Source organism: uncultured Veillonella sp. (assembly GCF_963522475.1).
GTDB lineage: Bacteria > Bacillota > Negativicutes > Veillonellales > Veillonellaceae > Veillonella.
On sequence record NZ_CAUQYW010000006.1, the window covers coordinates 1 to 20629 of the forward strand.

General features: G+C 39.6%; 25 protein-coding genes. All 25 read right to left on the reverse strand.

The genetic code is table 11. The features are described from left to right. Positions 1 to 720: 720 nt before the first annotated feature. Positions 721 to 1617 carry a protein translocase subunit SecF gene (gene secF / locus RWP19_RS04690; RefSeq protein WP_314356664.1) on the reverse strand — a complete coding sequence of 299 codons (897 nt, stop codon included), beginning with the start codon at positions 1615 to 1617 and terminating at the stop codon, positions 721 to 723. After that, positions 1614 to 2888 (reverse strand): protein translocase subunit SecD, encoded by a 1275-nt coding sequence (gene secD / locus RWP19_RS04695; protein ID WP_105086237.1) that lies wholly within the window; start codon positions 2886 to 2888, stop codon positions 1614 to 1616. Before secD ends, secF begins: the two co-directional genes overlap by 4 nt. 21 nt (positions 2889 to 2909) lie before the next feature. Then, positions 2910 to 3476, reverse strand: a complete 567-nt coding sequence (locus RWP19_RS04700; RefSeq protein WP_314356665.1) for a 5-formyltetrahydrofolate cyclo-ligase — start codon at positions 3474 to 3476, stop codon at positions 2910 to 2912. Further along, positions 3476 to 3766 (reverse strand): preprotein translocase subunit YajC, encoded by a 291-nt coding sequence (yajC, locus tag RWP19_RS04705; protein WP_314356666.1) that lies wholly within the window; start codon positions 3764 to 3766, stop codon positions 3476 to 3478. Before yajC ends, RWP19_RS04700 begins: the two co-directional genes overlap by 1 nt. A 73-nt stretch (positions 3767 to 3839) precedes the next feature. After that, on the reverse strand, positions 3840 to 4955 hold the full coding sequence (gene tgt / locus RWP19_RS04710; protein ID WP_105086235.1) for a tRNA guanosine(34) transglycosylase Tgt: 1116 nt from the start codon (positions 4953 to 4955) through the stop codon (positions 3840 to 3842). Positions 4956 to 4963: 8 nt separating this feature from the next. Then, a complete protein-coding gene (gene queA, locus RWP19_RS04715) occupies positions 4964 to 5989 on the reverse strand; it encodes a tRNA preQ1(34) S-adenosylmethionine ribosyltransferase-isomerase QueA (protein WP_314356667.1) in 1026 nt (341 codons plus the stop codon). Positions 5990 to 6000: 11 nt separating this feature from the next. Next, the gene (locus RWP19_RS04720; protein WP_314356668.1) at positions 6001 to 7605 is read right to left on the reverse strand and encodes a SpoIID/LytB domain-containing protein; all 1605 of its coding nucleotides are present in this window, start codon (positions 7603 to 7605) and stop codon (positions 6001 to 6003) included. 2 nt (positions 7606 to 7607) lie between these two features. Continuing rightward, positions 7608 to 8612, reverse strand: a complete 1005-nt coding sequence (ruvB, locus tag RWP19_RS04725) for a Holliday junction branch migration DNA helicase RuvB (protein WP_314356669.1) — start codon at positions 8610 to 8612, stop codon at positions 7608 to 7610. 2 nt (positions 8613 to 8614) lie between these two features. Next, entirely contained in the window at positions 8615 to 9223 is a 609-nt protein-coding gene (ruvA, locus tag RWP19_RS04730; protein ID WP_314356670.1) for a Holliday junction branch migration protein RuvA, read from the reverse strand. Beyond that, a complete protein-coding gene (gene ruvC / locus RWP19_RS04735; protein WP_314356671.1) occupies positions 9223 to 9717 on the reverse strand; it encodes a crossover junction endodeoxyribonuclease RuvC in 495 nt (164 codons plus the stop codon). The genes ruvA and ruvC overlap by 1 nt, the downstream gene beginning before the upstream one ends. A gap of 204 nt (positions 9718 to 9921) precedes the next feature. After that, positions 9922 to 10659: a YebC/PmpR family DNA-binding transcriptional regulator gene (locus tag RWP19_RS04740; RefSeq protein ID WP_314356672.1), complete on the reverse strand. Its 738-nt coding sequence runs from the start codon at positions 10657 to 10659 to the stop codon at positions 9922 to 9924. A gap of 9 nt (positions 10660 to 10668) precedes the next feature. Then, on the reverse strand, positions 10669 to 11241 hold the full coding sequence (locus RWP19_RS04745; protein ID WP_314356673.1) for an RNA methyltransferase: 573 nt from the start codon (positions 11239 to 11241) through the stop codon (positions 10669 to 10671). Positions 11242 to 11298: 57 nt separating this feature from the next. Beyond that, positions 11299 to 11859 (reverse strand): hypothetical protein, encoded by a 561-nt coding sequence (locus RWP19_RS04750; RefSeq protein ID WP_119206522.1) that lies wholly within the window; start codon positions 11857 to 11859, stop codon positions 11299 to 11301. An 11-nt stretch (positions 11860 to 11870) separates the two neighbouring features. Further along, positions 11871 to 12302 carry a DUF350 domain-containing protein gene (locus RWP19_RS04755; protein ID WP_005377920.1) on the reverse strand — a complete coding sequence of 144 codons (432 nt, stop codon included), beginning with the start codon at positions 12300 to 12302 and terminating at the stop codon, positions 11871 to 11873. A 10-nt stretch (positions 12303 to 12312) separates the two neighbouring features. After that, a complete protein-coding gene (locus RWP19_RS04760; protein ID WP_314356674.1) occupies positions 12313 to 13383 on the reverse strand; it encodes a hypothetical protein in 1071 nt (356 codons plus the stop codon). A 104-nt stretch (positions 13384 to 13487) separates the two neighbouring features. Further along, entirely contained in the window at positions 13488 to 14795 is a 1308-nt protein-coding gene (locus RWP19_RS04765; protein WP_314356675.1) for a glutathionylspermidine synthase family protein, read from the reverse strand. A gap of 14 nt (positions 14796 to 14809) precedes the next feature. Further along, the gene (locus tag RWP19_RS04770; protein WP_314356676.1) at positions 14810 to 15382 is read right to left on the reverse strand and encodes a hypothetical protein; all 573 of its coding nucleotides are present in this window, start codon (positions 15380 to 15382) and stop codon (positions 14810 to 14812) included. Between the two features lie 44 nt (positions 15383 to 15426). Continuing rightward, positions 15427 to 16473, reverse strand: a complete 1047-nt coding sequence (locus RWP19_RS04775) for a DUF4178 domain-containing protein (RefSeq protein WP_314356677.1) — start codon at positions 16471 to 16473, stop codon at positions 15427 to 15429. Then, positions 16470 to 17285: a tRNA (guanosine(37)-N1)-methyltransferase TrmD gene (gene trmD / locus RWP19_RS04780; protein WP_314356678.1), complete on the reverse strand. Its 816-nt coding sequence runs from the start codon at positions 17283 to 17285 to the stop codon at positions 16470 to 16472. Before trmD ends, RWP19_RS04775 begins: the two co-directional genes overlap by 4 nt. Before the next feature lie 120 nt (positions 17286 to 17405). Beyond that, on the reverse strand, positions 17406 to 17903 hold the full coding sequence (gene rimM / locus RWP19_RS04785) for a ribosome maturation factor RimM (protein WP_314356679.1): 498 nt from the start codon (positions 17901 to 17903) through the stop codon (positions 17406 to 17408). Further along, entirely contained in the window at positions 17903 to 18310 is a 408-nt protein-coding gene (locus RWP19_RS04790; protein ID WP_105086221.1) for a YlqD family protein, read from the reverse strand. Before RWP19_RS04790 ends, rimM begins: the two co-directional genes overlap by 1 nt. Before the next feature lie 14 nt (positions 18311 to 18324). Continuing rightward, complete coding sequence (locus RWP19_RS04795) at positions 18325 to 18552, reverse strand: KH domain-containing protein (protein WP_009352618.1); 228 nt, start codon at positions 18550 to 18552, stop codon at positions 18325 to 18327. 21 nt (positions 18553 to 18573) lie between these two features. Continuing rightward, positions 18574 to 18837 carry a 30S ribosomal protein S16 gene (gene rpsP, locus RWP19_RS04800; RefSeq protein WP_004695565.1) on the reverse strand — a complete coding sequence of 88 codons (264 nt, stop codon included), beginning with the start codon at positions 18835 to 18837 and terminating at the stop codon, positions 18574 to 18576. Positions 18838 to 18896: 59 nt separating this feature from the next. Beyond that, positions 18897 to 20249, reverse strand: a complete 1353-nt coding sequence (ffh, locus tag RWP19_RS04805) for a signal recognition particle protein (RefSeq protein ID WP_105090322.1) — start codon at positions 20247 to 20249, stop codon at positions 18897 to 18899. After that, positions 20239 to 20574: a YlxM family DNA-binding protein gene (gene ylxM, locus RWP19_RS04810; RefSeq protein WP_295210781.1), complete on the reverse strand. Its 336-nt coding sequence runs from the start codon at positions 20572 to 20574 to the stop codon at positions 20239 to 20241. Before ylxM ends, ffh begins: the two co-directional genes overlap by 11 nt. Positions 20575 to 20629 lie beyond the last annotated feature (55 nt).

Genomic DNA, 20629 nt, shown 5'->3' on the forward strand with positions numbered 1-20629 from the left:
TCAATCATATGATTGATTACCTATCATTGTTCAGTTTTCAAAGATCTGTACCAGTTTCCACCACCTTCTTTCGAAGTGTTTCATTAACTGGCGACTTGATTATTCTATCAAGTTCAGCTCATTACGTCAAGCACTTTTTAAAACTTTTTTCAGAAGTTTTTTTGTGCTCATCGTTTGTGCTGTGTCCTAACGACTTGTATTAGTATAGCACAAATAAAATAATCGTCAACATATAAAAACCTTATTTTTACAACTTCATTTTAACTTCACCACACCTCATCATAAGTACGCCTTAATTCCTAATTAATTTAGGCTTTTAATTGTATAACATCTTTTTTCAATTACTTTAGTTCATTTTATTTTTAACTAACTTTCGCTAATTACTACTAATGCTAAAAAATCCTTATAGAATACTTTCAAAAGTATCCTATAAGGATTTATGATTTTATCTAAATCTACGAAGAGAAACTTTCACCAATAAAATTCCTATGTTACTTTGCTATTATATGCCTCAATTCTATAGAATTCAATAAGATTAGCTTATTATTTTTATATTATAAGTACAACTATCCTAAAAACTCTATTCTTTTATTCTTCTTTTCTCCTTTCAACATATTACACCAGATAAAAAGAACCTCTCTAGACTGTATGCTAGAGAGGTTCAATACTTTCACCATTATTATAGTAAAAGTAGTTCATATATTATTGTTGATTAATATATTATTGTTGATTGCGGATATCGTTTTTGTTGCGACTCTTCCACATAACCCATAAGGATGTAGCTACACAGATAGAGGAGTACGCACCACTAGCAAAACCGATAATCATACAAAGAGCAAAATTCTTTGTAGTGTCCCCACCGAACAGATAAAGAGATACACAGGCGAACATAACTGTCGCCAATGTATAGAAACTACGGTGAATACTTTGTGTAATAGATGCATTCGCAAGATCTGCAAATGTATCAGAACGTTTATGTGTATGTGTATTTTCACGAACACGGTCAAAGATAACTACAGATTCATTCATGGAGTAACCTACAACCGTAAGAATAGCAGCAAGGAAAGACGCATCAATTTCCAATTGGAAATAAGAGAATACGCCAAGGACCATGATTAAATCGTGGAAAATAGCAACAAGAGCAGAAATAGCAACTTTATATTCAAAACGATAAGAAATATACAATGCTAATGCTGCGAAGGCTATAACAAGATTTAACAACGCATGTTCTGTAACTTCAGAACCAATTACAGCACCTACAGTTTCAATACGTTTAACTGTATTATTACCAATAGATTTAGTCAAGGATTCAACTACAGCTGCACTTTCACTAGACTCAAGATTACGTGTACGAATCATTACGTCTTCGCCAGCTGTTTCACCAGTCGTATCACCAGAAAGCTGAATTTGGGAGTTTTCAAGATTATATTCTTTTAAAACGTCACGAACTTGACTAACTTCTACAGGTTGATCAAATACAACTTCTACAATGGTACCACCAGTATAGTCAATACCAAAGTTAAAACCTTTAGTAAAGATAGAAATCAAACTGATAATAACAAGCGTGGAGGAAATAGCAAACCACCAACGATGATGTTTAATTACGTCTAATGTCATTTGCGTTTACCTCCTTTCAAAGATTTTGGTGCAAATGCGTCAGCACTTGTGCTTGGAGAGATATTCGCACCAAACCAGAATGGATGGTTCGTAAAGTTACAGTCAATAAGTAAGCGCAACAAGAAATGACTCACTGTAATCGCTGTAAACATACTTACAACAACACCTACGCCTAAGCTGATAGCGAAGCCTTTTACTGGACCAGAACCTAAGATTGTCAAGATACCAGCCGTAATAATAACGGATACGTTCGCATCAGTAATTGTTGCTAATGCACGGCTAAAACCAGCTTCCATGGCTACACGCATAGATTTACCAGAGAACACCTCTTCTTTAAAACGTTCAAAGATAAGAATATTCGCATCTACTGCCACACCCATGGACAAGATAATACCAGCAATACCTGGCAATGTCATTGTAGCATTAAATCCTTTGCCCAATACAAGCAATAAAAGCATAACATATACAAGTAATGCAATATTAGCTACGATACCAGAAAAACGATATAAGATAACCAAGAAAATCATGATCATCGCAATACCAGCGCTGAAGGCTACAACAGATTTATCTTTGGAGTCTTGCCCCAAAGAAGGACCTACAGTACGAACTTCCAATACATTAATTTTAACAGGCAATGCACCAGAACGTAACAAAATAGCCAAGTCTTTAGCTTCTTCTAAGCTTTGACTACCAGAAATTGTTGCTTTACCACCTGTAATTGCTTGTTGCACTACAGGATTAGTCAATTCTTTACCATCCAAAGTGATGGCAATGCGACGGCCAATATTTTTAGATGTTAAATCCGCAAATTTCTTAGCCCCTTCATCGCTTAATTCAATAGCAACGAGTGGTTGTTTATTTTGGCCTAACTCTTCTTTCGCATCTTTTAAATCATCACCAGTCATAACAGTTTGACCTTGGTCATTTTTAAATTCCAAGACCGCTGTTTTACCGATACGTTTAATCGCTTCATCAGGATCTTTTACACCTGGCAATTCGATAATAATACGGCGAGCACCTTCACGTTGTACCAATGGTTCAGACAAACCCATTTCATTAATACGACGTTCTAAGATTTGCTTCGCCCGTTCCACTGCATCATTGTCAGCTTGACCAGTTGCAGAATCCTCTGCTTCCAATACGATATGCGTACCACCTTGTAAGTCTAGGCCTTGTTTCAAAGAACCTGCTAAAGGTTGAATGAAATACGCAAATAATCCAATGATGGCAGCAATGACTACTAAAAACTTGATAATAGCTTTACCGTTCAAAATAGTTGCTCCCTTCTACTACTATACGCAATGTATAACACCTTGCTCCGTTACAATCTTATTCATCCGTTGGTCCAATCCATCCATAGGGATTGGTTCATCCCAAATTTGGACACTCCAACATACGCCCATATATGTACTTGGTGAAAGTTCCTTGAGAAATCGATCATAATACCCATTCCCCATCCCCATGCGACCACCTTGACGGTCAAAGCCAGCACCAGGCACTAAAATCAAATCCAGGTCATGTGGATTAATAACCTCGTATGGCTCAGAGGGAATGCGTATATTTAACACACCCCGAGTGATAGATTCTAGAGACTTAAGACAAACTGCAATCATAGTCGTCTTATCTGTACATACTGGAACATATACGGATTTACCATGTTCTAAAGCATGACGTATAACATCGTCTAAATCGGCCTCCTTGGGCATCGCCAAATAGGCCATAATGCTATTGGCTGATTTATATTCAGGAGTATTGACGATTTGCTCCGTCAACATTGATGTCCATGTATTACAATCAGCAACGGATAAAGCAGCGCGCTGGGACTTGCACGCCCGGCGCACTGCTTCCTTTGTATTCATTATTTTTCTTCCTTATTTTTCTTGGAAAGTACGTTAGCAATGGCAGTACGAGCAAATGTTAACTCTACTTTTTCAGATACTTGTACTTTTACTTTTTCGTCATCAAGTTCAATGATTTCACCATAAATGCCGCCAATTGTAACGATTTTTTGGCCTTTCTTTAAGCTACCTAACAAGTTAGCCCGTTCTTTTTGCTGTTTCTTTTGTGGACGCCACAATAAGAAGTAAAAGATTACGACCATCAATAGAATTGGCCAGCTCGTTTGCAACACTTGTAAAATATCTTCCATGTTATCCTCCTATACAAAAAATGTATTCTTTTCTAGTATATCTACCTAATATAAATTTGACTAGACTTAATTACTACTTTTTAAAGCTATCCCAGAATTGCATTCTAAATTGAGGGAATCGATCCTCTAAAATAGCTTGTCTCATTTGACGCATAAACTCTAACAAGAAATAAAGATTATGATACGTTACGAGACGCAATGCTAAGATTTCTTCCGCCTTATATAAATGACGAATATAAGCGCGAGAGTAATTTTTACATGTATAACATTGACACCCTTCTTCTAAAGGGCCCCAGTCGTGAGCAAATTGCGCGTTTCGAATGTTAAGGCGACCTTTCCAAGTCATAGCCATACCATTTCGAGCCACCCGCGTCGGATATACACAGTCAAACATATCAATACCACGTGCTACACCTTCTACAAGACAATCCGCCGTACCGACGCCCATTAAATAACGAGCCTTGTTAGTTGGTAATAATGGCGTAGTATATTCTAAAATCTCATTCATCAAATCATGAGGCTCTCCGACGGATAACCCACCGATACTATAACCTTCAAAGTCCATAGCTACAAGTTCTTCCGCACTTTGCTTGCGCAAGTCTTTATACATGCCACCTTGAACAATACCAAACATACCTTGACGATCATGCGCTTTACGAGCCTCTTGGCAACGATGAGCCCAACGTGTGGTACGTGCTGTTGAGCGCTTCGCATAATCATGATCCGCTGGATACGGAATACATTCATCAAAGGCCATCGCAATATCAGATCCTAATTGCTCTTGTACCTTTGTGGCAACCTCAGGAGATAAGAACTGTTTAGAACCATCAATATGAGATCTAAAGGTTACACCTTCCTCAGTAATTTTACGCATGTCACCTAAGCTAAATACTTGGAACCCACCGCTATCAGTCAGAATAGCTTGATCCCAATTCATAAACTTATGCAACCCACCTGCTTCTTCCACAAGCTCAGGACCAGGACGAAGGAATAAATGGTATGTATTACTCAAGATGACTTGAGAACCCATTGCCTTTAACTCTTCAGGTGTCATAGTTTTAACTGTCGCTTGTGTACCTACAGGCATAAACATAGGCGTTTGGAAGGTACCATGTGGCGTATGCAATAAACCTGCACGTGCCCCCGTATGAGGACATGTCTTTTGTAATTCATAAGTAATACTTGGCATAGTCCCTCCTAACGTATAAACATAGCATCGCCAAAGCTAAAGAAACGATAACGTTCACGAACAGCTTCTTCGTAGGCCGCTAAACAATGTTCACGACCAGCTAATGCACTGATCAACATTAACAATGTAGATTGAGGCAAATGGAAGTTTGTTACCAATGCATCAATCATCTTAAATTTATAACCAGGATAGATAAAGATTTGAGTCCATCCACTAATACCTTGTAATATACCGTCATCATTTGTAGCAGACTCGAGTGTACGTACAGATGTAGTACCTACCGCAATAATACGGCGTCCGTTTTTCTTAGCTGCATTAATACGGTCAGCGGTTTCTTGAGATACAACGAAGAACTCACTATGCATCTCATGATCTTCAATCGTCTCCGCCGATACAGGTCTAAACGTACCAAGACCAACATGCAAGGTAACAAACTCGAGATCAACACCTTTAGCTTTTATCTTTTCTAATAGTTCAGGCGTAAAGTGAAGCCCCGCCGTTGGTGCTGCAGCGGAACCTTTTTCCTTTGCATATACAGTTTGATAACGATCTTTATCTTCTAACTTTTCATGAATATATGGAGGTAATGGCATTTCACCAATGTCTTGTATAACATCATCAAATACACTGTTACAAGTGAATTCAATGATACGACCTCCAAACTCAGTTTTATCTATAACGGTCCCACTTAATCGGTCATCAAACTCGATAACTTGACCAATAGGACATTTTTTACCAGGTTTTACAAGACATTCCCAACGGTTTTCACCGCATGGAGTGAGGAGCAATACCTCTACCTTGCCACCAGAACCTTGCCGTTGACCATATAATCTTGCAGGAATAACCTTTGTATTATTAAATACAAGTACATCCCCTTCATGGAGCTCATCTAGCAAATCGTAAAAATGCTCTTTATGCGCAACCTCACCGTTAACCTTATCCAAGGTTAACAGTCTCGCAGTATCGCGAGGTTCTACAGGATGTTGAGCAATTAGTTCCTCTGGCAATTCATAATCAAAATCTGTAACTTTCATCGTAATCCTTATTAGTACATTTTCTTTAATGTAATGCCACTATAGTAGTGACGCAAAATAGTTTGGTAATAATTTGTATCCCCTGGAGTAGCACGTTTCGCCATCTCTGCAGCACCCCATTGAGACATACCGAGACCATGCCCCCAACCGTGGCCTTTAATGTAGACAGTATCATTACTACCAGTAAAATTATGGTATGCCTTACCCACACTGTTTGCAGGATTATGATTTACATAGAAATCAAAAAGTGTAGATTTTAAGCCTAAAATACTGCGTAAAGAATCTCCATCAATTGTTGTCTTCCCTGAGGTACCTATAAAAGTAGCACTCTTGATACGACCAGACACACCACGGTCAGATGTTTGTTGACCTGGCTTACCAAGTGGTGTCAATTGAATACTCTTCAATTTGCCAACCCCTTTACTTGCTGCATTAAGCTTACTTTCAAGAGCTTGACGGGAAGTGGTAACTGTCCAGTTCGATGTAGATGTACCAGTGCTAAAATCCTTTACCCCCTTCAAATATGGTACATCACTGCCCCATACATTGACACTATCCTCTGTATAGCCACCGCCATCCGAATGGAATAAAGCATTAATAGGGCGTTGATTATATAGCATAACCATCCCCTTTGTTTTATTAACCGCATTCGTAGTAGCTTGCGTTTCACCACTAACACCATTATATACTTGATGATCTGTAGACGTGCTCACATCATACAATTTCCCTTTATTTTCTTCCATTGTATGAAGCGCATAAGTGCGAGCGGCTACAGCTTGTGCTTCTAATGCTGCTGCAGGCCAAGACGGAACGACTTCCTGTGGAACTACGCCATAAAGATAATCTTCAAGTGGTACAGAGTTAATAACCATCATTTTACCGTTGTTAGCACGTAATGTAAGTCCACCGCGATAACCTTTACCTTCAAACAAAAATGGCGCATCACTATTAGCAGGTTTTAAGGTAACCACACTATCAATGGCCTTGCCATTAACAGCAATTTTACCACCTCGAACGCCAACAGAGGTTCCACGATTTGCATTAATAGTACTAGCTTGACCATTAGAGCTGTTTAAAACAACCATATTAGCTGTAGACGTAACAGTAGCATCAGAGCTACGGCTGCCTAATAGAACACGCACATTCGGTACATACTCTACTCGTGTTGTAGCTGGTGTCACTACGGAGCCTACCTTATTACGTGTAATAGTAGCTGTATTAGCATGAATACTATTGGCATCAGATGTTTTACTAACCTTAGATGTAGTAGGCTTTATCGTTGTACTCTTAGCACTAGTAACTGTAGATTTTGCTACAGGCTTTTGAACAGATGTTTTTTTTACTGTTGTTACAGTCCTAGAAGCATTTGACTTCGATGTCACTTTTGCCACAGGCTTTGGAGCCGGTTTAGTTACAAGAGGTCTAAAAGTTGACTTCTTCGTCATATTTACTTTTAATACATTGGTTGTAGATACTGTTGATTTTGGAATTGGTTTTTTAGTCACAACTGCACTCTTATGTTGCAATGTGGCTCCTTCTGCGACAGAAGCACCGCCAATATTTACACCTAAAAACAAAGTAGCCATGATCATCAATTGTAATCGTTTTGTTTTCATTTTTATTTCCCTGTCTGTGAAATACCTAAATGCTCATAGGCTAATTTAGTGGCCACCCTCCCACGTGGTGTGCGTCCTAAAAATCCTAATTGCATTAAATATGGTTCATACACATCTTCGATGGTATCTCTCTCTTCACTGATAGCGGCCGCAATAGTATCGATACCTACTGGACCACCATCATATTTTTCAATAATACACTCCAACACACGTCGATCGATTCGATCGAGTCCTTCTTTATCTATATATAAACGTTGTAACGCATCATCTGCAATGTCTTGAGTGATAACCCCATCACCAATAACTTGTGCAAAATCACGCACCCGTTTAAGTAGACGATTTGCGATACGTGGCGTTCCCCTAGAACGACGCGCAATTTCGCTAGCCCCAGTTAGCTCAATACCTATATTGAGTATTTCTGCAGCTCGAGTCACAATAAACTCTAATTCTGATTGTTTATAATATTCCAACCGATTAATAATACCAAAACGGTCCCTTAAAGGTGCCGCCAAAGCCCCGGCCCGTGTAGTGGCACCTACCAAAGTAAACTTTGGCAAATCAATGCGCACCGTTCGAGCACTTGGGCCCTTACCGATGATGATATCGATAGCATAGTCCTCCATTGCAGAGTACAATACTTCCTCTACACTACGAGACAAGCGATGAATTTCATCGATAAATAGTACATCGTGATCATCTAAATTTGTTAAAATCGCAGCCAAGTCACCAGACTTTTCAATGGCAGGACCAGAGGTTATGCGAAAATTAACACCCAATTCATTCGCAATAATTCCTGCCAAAGTAGTCTTCCCAAGACCTGGTGGACCATAGAGCAATACGTGATCTAAGGCTTCACCACGTTGCTTAGCCGCCTGAATATACACATTTAGATTACCTTTAGCCTCTTCTTGACCTACATACTCATTAAAGAACTTTGGTCGTAGGCTATATTGCCACATATCTTCTTCGTGCTCGCCATTTCCGACAAGGCGTACTTCTTCGTTCATCCTTATCGTCCTTTCCCAAGCTCAATCAAGCTGACTTTAATCAACTCAGATACATCGCGTTTACCATCATCTAAAGACTCTACAATATCAGATACATCTCGTTCTGAATAACCTAGCGATACGAGAGCTTCAATAGCCTCACCGGCAGCACCACTAGCGGCAACACCAATCGGCTGTATGGCTGCTGGAGATTCTGCAGATATATGCGTCATTTTCGCTAACTTATCCTTTAACTCCAGAACAAGTCGCTCTGCAGATTTCTTACCAATGCCAGGCAATTTGGTTAATTGCTGTACTTGGCCATTAATAACAGCTAATTTGAAAGACTCCGGCGTCATACCAGACAAAATGCCAAGCCCCACCTTAGGTCCTATACCTGAAACAGAAATGAGTAAAATGAACAACTCATACTCCTCTTCCGTCCAAAAACCATAGAGTTGCATTGCATCTTCCCGCACATTCAAATACGTAAATAGCGTTGCCTCATGACCTTCAATCAATTGTTGACGCGTAGTGGTCGACACATAAACGCGATACCCTACGCCATGTACATCTACGTAACAAGACTCTTTAAAGAGATGTGTTACGATGCCCCGTACATACCCTATCATTACACCAACCTCTTCAATCTATCATTGTGAGAACTATGGGCCGTACAGATGGCAACAGCTAATGCGTCCGCCGTATCATCGGGCTTAATTTTCTCACGAATCCCCAAAATATTCATCGTCATATAAATAACCTGATTCTTATCAGCCTTACCGTAACCTGTGACAGCTTGCTTGATTTGTAGCGGTGTATATTCATAGATAGAAATTCGTTGTTGCTCAGCCGCTAATAATATAACGCCTCGAGCTTGACCAACCTTAATAGCGGTCGTTACATTACGATTGAAGAACAATTCCTCTACGCCGAACTTATCCGGCTTAAATTCCTCTAGAATATCACTTAGGTCATTAAATAAAATTTCCAACCGCTGTGAATCGGTTAATTCCTTAGGAGTTGTAATAGCCCCATAGGCTACAGGTGTTAATTTACTCCCCTTCACGTCAATAATGCCATATCCACATATAGCCGTGCCTGGGTCAATACCTATAATTCGCACCTTAACCCCCTTAGTTTAAAAATGAGATAAGCTGTCGCCTACCTCCATTACATAATCTATTTCATTATAGCACAATACCACATCGAAGTTCATGAATTTCAATATAAAATTTATAAGAAATCTATTAGTATTCTTAACATTTACAGAAACTCTAAATTTCATGAATCAACAAAAAGGGAGCACCCCTCAGAGTGCTCCTTAATATTATTCTTCTTCGTCGTCTGGCAAAATACCGTTGTGATATACGTTTTGTACATCATCAAGATCGTCCAATACGTCGAGCATTTTTTGCATTTTTACAGCGTCATCACCAGATAATTCGATAGTTGTATCCGGAATCATAGTAATCTTCGCTACTTCTGTTTCGATACCCACATCAGCCAATGCTTGTTCTACCGCATCAAAATCTTCTGGTGTTGTATAAATTTCAAACACATCATCTTCCGCCTTGAGGTCTTCTGCACCCGCATCAAGAGCCAACAATGTCAATTCATCTTCATCGTGACCTGCTTTATCGATAACGAATACACCTTTAGATTTAAACATCCAACCTACACAACCGCTTTCACCAAGATTACCACCTTGTTTAGAAAAGGCATGACGCACATCAGCGGCCGCACGGTTACGATTATCCGTCATAACCTCTACAGTAACAGCCACACCAGCTGGACCATAACCTTCATATATGATTTCTTCGTATGCGTTCATATCCGTAGCACCAACGCCTTTATCGATGGCACGTTGAATATTATCCTTAGGAATATTGTTTTCACGAGCTTTTTGCAAAGCCAATTTTAAACGCATATTACCTGTTGGATCAGCACCACCCATGCGTGCTGCCACGGTAATTTCGCGACCGATTTTCGTAGCTAATTTAGCCTTCAACGCATCAGTTTTGCCTTTTTTATGTTTAATATTTGCCCATTTTGAATGTCCTGACATAGACGCCTCCTATTTATTCCACCATGCCTCGCCCCGCAATCGATCTAAGATGATTGAAACGGCACTACGCACAGATAAATGATTGTATTCACCATGGCCATATATAGGTTCTAAAATATAGTCAAAGCTTTCCATCGTTTCTTTTGTCATACCATAACCGGTACCAAATAATACTAACACAGGGCGGCCCTCATTTTCAAGATGTTCACGCATCCGTGCATAGGAAATTGTATTATCGTAGGTCCGAGCATCTGTTGTAGCTACAATAGGTTTCATACCTTCTATATCCTCAATTGTTCTCACAACTACCGCAATTGAATTAACCAGTTCTACACCGCTGAAAGCATCTTTTCTGTCCGGATTATAGGTACTACCAAAGCCTGACTTCCAATGCTCCATAATGGTAGCTGCTAATTCTCGTTGAGCTGGTATATTATGAATCACGAAATATTTAGATACATCATAGGTGATAGATGCGCGTGCAATATCGTGAATATCATAATTGGTAATGGCCGTCGTTATCACATCTTTATGCTTATTCATAATCGGATAATGAACGAGCCCAATATATAAATTTGCCAATGCTAAATCTCCTAATTTCTAAACAACTTCCATCTGCATATAGTGTCATCGCATCCATTATGAAGCACTAGACCGTGCACCAGCACTGCCAAAGCCAGACTTTTGCCCTATAGATGATGCTTTCTTACTTCTATTATTCTCATAACTACGAAAGCTTCTTCCACCTCCATAGCCATGTATAGTTGATCCTGATGACGTATATTCATTAGGTTGTTCATACGGTTTTAATGGCGATACCGCGCGATACGTCATAGTTCGTCCATCCATACGTGCCGTAGGAGGATTAAACCCATGAAATATATAATACCCAGCTGCAATAGTTGGTAACAAACTTGCCAAACCAGCATCCCACACTAAGTTTCCACCATTATCACGGTGAAAGGTAACTGAACGATTATCATCATACAAGGCGGTTTCTTTTCCATCACCATGGTTTAAAAGAGAATACCGATTACCTTGACTATCCTTTAATCGAACCTCTCCCTCATTTGCCTCTGGATAAACCTTATCACACACAGCATAAGAGATATCGTTCCAGTAGGAATACACACCTACAAGACCAGCAACTGCGGCGAAAGCACCTGTAAGGTATATGGTTTTCTTACTTGGCTTATACATAAAACGCTCCCTTAGTGCACAGCACCGCTAATAACAAGAGCAAGACCTACGAAAATGCCAAATACAAGAATACCAGCCGCTGTATTACCACGCATAATTTCTTCGGATAATTTATATTTACGATGCCAAATATTGATAAACATATAGCCCGTTACAAATAGTATAATACCTAGCACAGCGTATACAACACTGGCTACAATGCCATGTAACAGGGACGTATCAGCCGTAGTCACGGCTGGTGACATAATAACAGCGCGCAAAATTTCACCGATACCGATAAATGATCCCGCTGAAAGCCACGCCACAGCACAGTTACCACGCTTAATTTCTTCACTAAATTTTCCAGGCACGAAGAAATCGATAACCGTGTTCGCTGTCAACATCAGTATAATACCAAAACAAGCATAAAAAATTGTCAATAATACATCTGGTATATAAATCATAATAAGCCTCCTAATAATATAATTTTGTATTGGATGTGTTGCCAGAATTAGTGGTAGGATATAATCGCTCGCGTCCACTATTATCCCGTAAACGTACCATAGTCGCATAAGAATCAAGTATATGGGAACTGATTAATGTACGATCAATAATTTTCCAATCCTCTTGTGTCAATTTTGATTGTTCACATATCTTAACCTTAGTTTGTCCATCCGTATTGGTAATGATATACACCAAGTCCCCTGAATAAAAGACAATAACTTCATGTCCCTCTTCTAAGTTATCCCGCTCATTGTTAATATCACCATTCACAGAATCAATCAAGTCTAATGCGGTACTAACAGGATCTAGTGTAGACGTGTATGCATATTCGCTATCCGAATCTGTTTTTGTATAATATGCAGATGTATCATGCATATGTTCTTTTGCCGTATAAGGCACTCCAACCATAGCTCGTATACTATGCCAAGACAAATCATCGTCCGACCAAAACAGAAACAGTAAAAATAGTACAGCATACCCTACTCCAACAGCAATAGAGCCAAACTTCTTTTTCATAGATTTGTTACGCATCTTTTGCTTAATAGCTTGAGCAGCGGCATCATTACAAAGACGAATATTCACCAATGGCACTCGTGACCCTTCGGCAAAGATTTTTTCACCTTCAAACCACTCTTCTTCAAAGAATACACTAACACCACCTTCACAAGGTAACTGATATTCTCTATATCCTGCGCGATCCCCTACGGAGGCACCACTTTCACCATCCACATCGACAACCTTTTCTAAGCCGATTTGATGTAATGTAAAATCTTTCCCCGGCCGTGTATGAAAAGATGTTCTGGATACGGTACACCAGTCATTATCATTATACTCAATGGTTAACCATATTTTATCGATTCCCTCAACAGCCTCTAGTCCATATTCATGCCAATAATCACCAGGTGATTTTGTCATAGACGGCTGGCCCCTATAGGATTGTTCCTTATCTGCTTTTGGAATAATCTCTATATATTTAATTTTCTCAGTGATTACATAACGGCTGCCATGAACCTCTAGGACATCATAACAATTAAACTCCATACGCACCCTCTCTAAAGTAGACGTAACCACGACCACTACGAAGTACACCTATTATTCTTTGTTTAACCATACTCTATATGGTCAAAAATTACATAGTATTTCACTTACTCTATTAGTAATGGTACAAAGTATGCTTCTGTACCAGCTATCTCCTCTGGGGAAAAACGGCACCCTACTGCAGATGCTTGATCACCAAGCATAAAACAGGATACAGTTAAAAATCCATCTTTCGTTCCACAATCCACTGTATGAGTAACACGTTTCTGCTGTATAAAGTCTTGATACATGACCTTTTTACTATCGCGACAAACGATATTATCATAGTTATCAACTAGCTTTTCCATGTAAAGCTCAGATGTATCACCACGCTTTTGAACAACTTGTACATGCCTTCCTTCACGCCCCCAAATCTCCTTTTGAATATAAAGGCCATCATCAAGAGAGGAAAAATCATTTTCAAAATAGGATGGTGCCAAATAACGCTCGATGATATCTCGATCTGGTTTCGTAAAAAATTGTTCTATTAAATACAATGCATATACTAAGGACATAAATGATTTGTTTTGTAAAATAATGGACTCTGGCGGATTAAAAAGAGCAAATCTATTCTCCTCGTAAAGATCTAAAAACATCTCACCCAAAGGTTCATTATCTGGTGTTTGTTCATCAATCAAAAGTTCCATGGGATGCAATCGATATAATAGAGTCGCATGACTACCATCTTCTAAAGGAATGCCCTCATCATCAATCTTCATATCATAAAAAGATATGAAGCGCGTGTCTGCCTCAGGACAGGCTGTTTTTAATTCCTTCATAAGGAATTGTGTTGTACCGTAGTCCTCAAAATAATCATGAAAACAAGAGAATACAAAGGGATTCTTAGGTAGGCTCTCTCTATTTGCCCGCATAGATTCATATTGGTTTCTACCATACTTAGCAGATAAAACAGCATCATACATGCGCTTAAAAAATGTATGTAATTCTTTTCGGCATTCTATATTAGGATGTTTTCGTCCTACATAATTAGCTGCAACTTCATTGGCATAATAGCTTTCAATAAGAAAACATGGCGTATCTGCATTAAGTTCTACCATCCGCAAATTGCCATTTACATCGAGAACAAAATCAAAGCGAGATAACCACGTCGGTAACCCTAAGGCATTCGACTTATGTAAATAAGGAATTAAATTGTCTGGCATATCCATATTTCGAGCAAAGTCATCTGGTGCCATTTGAAATACTTTTGCAGCTTTACAAAATATTTGAAATAATCTACGTGAAGCATGGCGAATTTCATCGTAAAAGTCGGATGAAAAGGCCTGCATAGACAAAGAAGGATACCGATCATCATACCCTTCATATTCCACGAAATTAAATATATTTCTATCAAGCTCATCAATATAGGATTTCATTGTTCATCCTTTCATTAAGAGGCACCGCTCGAAGTTCGTGCCCCTACACTACCAAAGCCATACTTTTCACCAATTCTATGTGCTCGATTACTCGTTTTAGTATTGTAACGATTTCTAGTCATCTCATTAATAGTCCTAGCCACTCTTGCACTATTAGATTTGCTAGCGCCTGTATTTGCATCAAAAGGTGTAAGTGGCGATGTAGCACGATAGGTCATACTGGGTGCATCCATATATGCCGTTGGAGCTGAGAAGCCATGGAACGCATAGTAACCTACCGCCAAAGTTGGAATCAAACTGGCTAAGCCTGCATCCCATATAATATTGCCTTTCTCATCACGATGAAAGGTAACAGACTTCTCAGCATCATCATAAAGTGCAGTTTCTTTTCCATCACCATGATTAATCAAGGTATAGCTTTTACCTTCATCATCAACGAGCCGCACTTCACCATTATTCGATTCTGGTTTGACCACATCACATAGAGCATAGCTAACATCGTCCCAATACGAATAAGCGCCTACTAGAGCTGCTATAGATGTAAAGGCTATGGCTATGTAAACAGTATTCTTACTTGGTTCATACATATAATATTCCTTCGTTTGATTTCGTAACTGAAATCAATACCATATCAATCTTTTATTATATTTGATAACGTCTTACGCCCCTGCTTATTCTTTAACTCCACCATATACGCATATCGTAACAATATTTCACTGTCATTTCTAATAGTCGCTATACGTCTATCCTCCGAATCTGACAAGTTTTTTAATTGCCCCACTTCAACATACGTAGTGCCATTAACCACACTAATAACAGATACTTCTTTAGTCGTATAAATAACAATCCACTGCTCAGGGGACTTAGTATCTTGTTTAATGGTATAAACCTTACCATACACAGCATCGATAAGATCGATAGCCGTTGCATTAGGATCTTGCTTTGACGTATATACCATCAAACCGTCTTTTGTACCTTGCGGTTCATAATAATAGGAATCTTTAATGCGCTCTTCCATGGTATATGGGAATCCTACTTCATCACGCAATTCATGCCAAGACATATCTCCTATAAATAAATATCCAAAAAAGAATAAAATGATTCCCCAACTCAGCCCCAATCGTGTCCATTCTTTTCTGCGAGCTGCATTACGAATCTTTTTACTCGCTGTTTGAGCAGCCTGATCTCGCCGTCGATGTACATCAGACAAACGAATCCGCTCACCTTGAGCATAATCCGTCAAACCACCATGCCAGTCCTCAATAAAGAATACATAGGTTTTATCCTTTTTAATTGATCTATATTCTTTATAATCTGCTTCGTCGCCACTTCTAGCCTTCGATTGCCCCTCCACAGCTACGACACGTTCTATGCCTTTATCATGTAGTCTATATCCTGCAGGAGGAGTTGAACGTAAAACTGTTTCAGAAAAAGTGCAATATTCTTTTTCACCGTTTACAATGGTAAGCCATTTTTTATCCGTCCCATTAACGGGCATAAGGCCATATTCGGTCCAAGACTGAGCTCCTTTGGAAACACCTAGTTCTTTTTTATAATTTTCATCATTAAGATCATAACGTATTGTTTTATCAACGATAAACTCTTGATAAGAAATGACCTCCCCGACTACATATCGTTTGCCCTGAATCTCTACAACATCATAACACTTAAATTTCATAGCCTAGACTCTTCTGAAATAATTTCTTTTAACAGTTTAATTTCCTCTTTTGTTAATGATCGTTCTAATAAGTCAGGTCGCAACAAGCGGGTTCGTTTCAGTGCTTCTTTTTGGCGCCATGCAGCAATATTTTTATGATGACCACTGCGTAATACATCTGGTACAGTCCAACCTCTAAATTCTGGTGGTTTTGTATATTGTGGGCATTCTAAAAGGGGCTCATAAAAAGAATCCTCTTGTGCCCCACTAGCAGCCCCCAGTACGCCAGGAATCATACGAGCTACTGCATCGGCTACAACCATAGCTGGCAACTCGCCACCAGTTAATACATAATCCCCAATGGAAATGGTTTCATCCACTAGATGCTCCTCTACACGATAGTCTACACCTTCATAATGACCACAAATGAGCACCAATTGATCGTACGTCGCTAGTTCACGAGCCTTTTCTTGTGTAAAAGGTTGACCTGTAGGTCCCATAAAAATAACACGACGTCGTATACTTTCACTAGGATTACCAATAAGGCTCATTTCATCACACATCTCATCTGTGGAATAGGCGCTATTAATATCGCTATCATATTGAGCAATAACAGATTCTACCGCTTCAAAAATGGGAGGTGCCATCATAAGCATACCCGCACCGCCACCATACGGCGTATCATCTACTTGACCGTGTTTATTATGGCTAAAATCACGAGGATTAGTTACCCCCATAGATAAACGCTCCGCTTCAATAGCCCGTTTTATGATGGAATGACTAAAAAAAGCATCAAAAAACTCAGGGAATAAAGATACGATATCAATACGCATAGACCATCCTCTGTACTTATTAACTCACATAAACTCATTAGTATTATCTATATATAGCTATATTATATAACTTTTACCATAATATACCTATATGTAGATAAAATAAAACCGCCTAACGGATTATATCCATTCAGGCGGATCTACGATCATTAATTTATGTTCCACATCGATGTCTTTAACGACCTCTTCAATGGCTGCAAATAATTGATCTGGTTCCCCATCTTTGGAAACCACATAGACATCATTAGCACCAGGTTGCAATACATCAGTCACTGTGCCAAGCACATTTCCCTTTGTATCTTGTACTTCAAGACCAATGATATCAAAGATGTAATAGCGACCTTCTGGTAATTCTACCAAATCTTCACGACGTACTTGAATCTCTTTCTTAGCGAATAATTCCGCACCGTTGCGATCAGGAATTTCCTTAAAGGATGCTAGTACAAATTGTTTATGAAATCGTGCGGATGCAACGTGGTATTCTTTACCATCGATGTAACAGACATCCATATGCATAAACCGTTCTGGAAAATCGGTTCTAGGCATAATACGAAGATCACCCCGCACGCCGTGCGGGGCGATGATAACACCTATTGTGATGAAATCGTTATGCTTCATTATTGACGAAACGCAACGATTTTACCGTCTTCTAATAGGATTTCAGCGCCCATCATGGCATCCAAATTATCCCCGATTTTAACGGTAACTGTTTGCTCTAATGTGCCTTGAGGAATTTCAGTTCCCAAAGACAATTCTTGAGCATCTTTCAATTTAGCTGTTACTTCTTCTTTGAAAGCCAAGCGTTTATTTTTCTCTTCGTCGATTTGTTGACGAATCGCAGTAAGACTTGTAGCATCAACTTTAGCCGCATCAGCCAAAATACGTTGAGCTTGGAACTCAATTGCTTCCAAATCTTTATTCACCATATCAAGGCGAGTTTCAAGATCGGATACAATTTTCGCTTTCAAGTCTTCTGTTACTTTTGCTTTTACTGCTACAGGGACACGTAATGTCATTTCTTCCATTGGAATACTCCCTTTTAGACAATATCAACAGATATCTTTTTGTTCTCTTTAATAGCCGCCGCTTTCACCACAGCGCGAATCGCTTTCGCAATTCGTCCTTGCTTTCCGATGACTTTGCCCATATCCTCTGGGGCTACGTGAAGTTCGTAAACTTCCATATTCCCCTTTTGGACCATGGTAACAGATACGGCATCTGGCTGCTTCACTAATGATTTCGCAATTAATGAAATTAATTCTATCATCACAGTATGCCTCTCTATTAATTACTTTTTAGCATCAGCAAATTTTTGCATAACGCCTTGTTTTTTGAACAAGGAGCGAACAGTGTCAGTAGGCTGAGCACCTTTAGCTAACCAAGCCAAAGCTTTTTCTTCGTCTACATTAACGATAGCTGGTTGTTTAGTAGCATCATATTGACCAATAGTGTCAACAGGACGACCTTCACGTGGAGCACGTGCGTCAGCAACAACGATACGGTAAAAAGGAGCTTTTTTAGCACCTAAACGAGTCAAACGAATTTTTAACATGTGAAATTCACCTCCTTATACTGATATGGGTGGACAGGTTCAGCGCCCCTGCCCATGTATTACATAAACGGTAATTTAGGCATTCCAGGGAAGCCGCCCTTACCGCCACGTAAACCTTGCATGCGCTTCATCATCTTCCGCGCTTCTTCAAATTGTTTCAACAAGCGATTGACATCTTGTACCTGTGTACCAGAACCTAATGCAATACGCTTGCGGCGAGAACCATTAAGAATACTTGGATTTTCTCGCTCTGCTGCCGTCATGGATGTAATGATGGCCTCAATGCGGCGCACCTCTTTACTATTCAAATCGAGATCTTTTAATTGATCCTTAATTTGACCCATACCTGGCAACATACCAATAATATTTTGTAATGGCCCTAACTTTCTCACTTGATTCATCTGTTTCAAGAAGTCATCCAAGGTGAAATTGTTTTTCGCCATTTTCTTAGCCATTTCACGAGCTTCTTCTTCGTCGATAGCGCCTTGAACATTTTCGATTAATGTTTTAAAATCACCCAAGTCGAGAATCCGAGAAGCCATACGATCTGGATAGAATACATCGAAACCATCCATTTTTTCGCTCACACCAGTAAACTTGATTGGTAAACCTGTTACAGCTTTGATGGATAACGCAGCACCACCGCGCGCATCACCATCGAGTTTAGTAAGGATAACGCCATCAACGCCTAATTTTTCATTAAACGTTTGTGCTGTTGTTACCGCATCCTGACCGATCATGGAGTCTACAACGAGTAGAATTTCATGAGGTCGAACAGCTGCTTTGATGTTGGACAACTCGTCCATAAGGACTTCGTCAATAGCCAAGCGACCAGCTGTATCGATGATAACAACATCTTTCAACATATGCGTGCTTTGTTCTACGGCGCGGCGCGCAATGTCTACTGGATTAGCACCAGGTGTTTCATCAGCAAATACTGGGATGTCGATCTGCTTACCTACAACTTGCAATTGAGTAATCGCGGCTGGACGATATACGTCGGCAGCTACGAGCATTGGATGTTTACCTTGTTTGCGAAGGTATACTGCCAATTTACCAGCTGTTGTAGTCTTACCAGCACCTTGTAAACCAACAAGCATAATAATTGTTGGTGGCTTGCTGGAAATCATGATACGACTTTGTGTACCACCCAATAAGGCTGTTAACTCATCATTTACGATTTTAATAACTGTTTGCGCAGGATTTAAAGAACCGAATACCTCTTCACCGAGGGCCTTTTCCTTAATGGACTTCACAAAGTCCTTCGCAACCATAAAGTTAACGTCCGCTTCTAATAGTGCTGTACGTACTTGACGCAACGCAAGATTGACATCATCTTCAGTAATTTTACCCTTCCCTTTCAAGGATTGAAAGGCTTCTTGCAGTTTTTCTGACAAGCTATCAAATGCCATAATATCCCTCCATTTGCGCCAATACTTTTTGTACCTTGGTTTCAGCTAACACCTCTTCAGGCAAGTTTTCTTTCAACTGTGAAAGCAAACCTTCACGTTGCTCATATTGTTCTACCAAGTGCAATTTTGATTCGTAATCATTTAAAATGTGTCGAGCACGCTGTAAGTTATCGTGTACAGCCTGTCGTGATACGCCTAATTCCTCAGCAATCTCGCCAAGGGACATATCGTCTTCGTGGTGAAGTTGTAAGGACAGCCGTTGCTTGTCCGTCAATAGTGGACCATAGAAATCTAAAAGCAAACTGATAAGTACTCGTTCTTCCATTTCGCCACCTCCATCACTGTCAAGTCATATTACTTTACATATGGTACAGTATAAA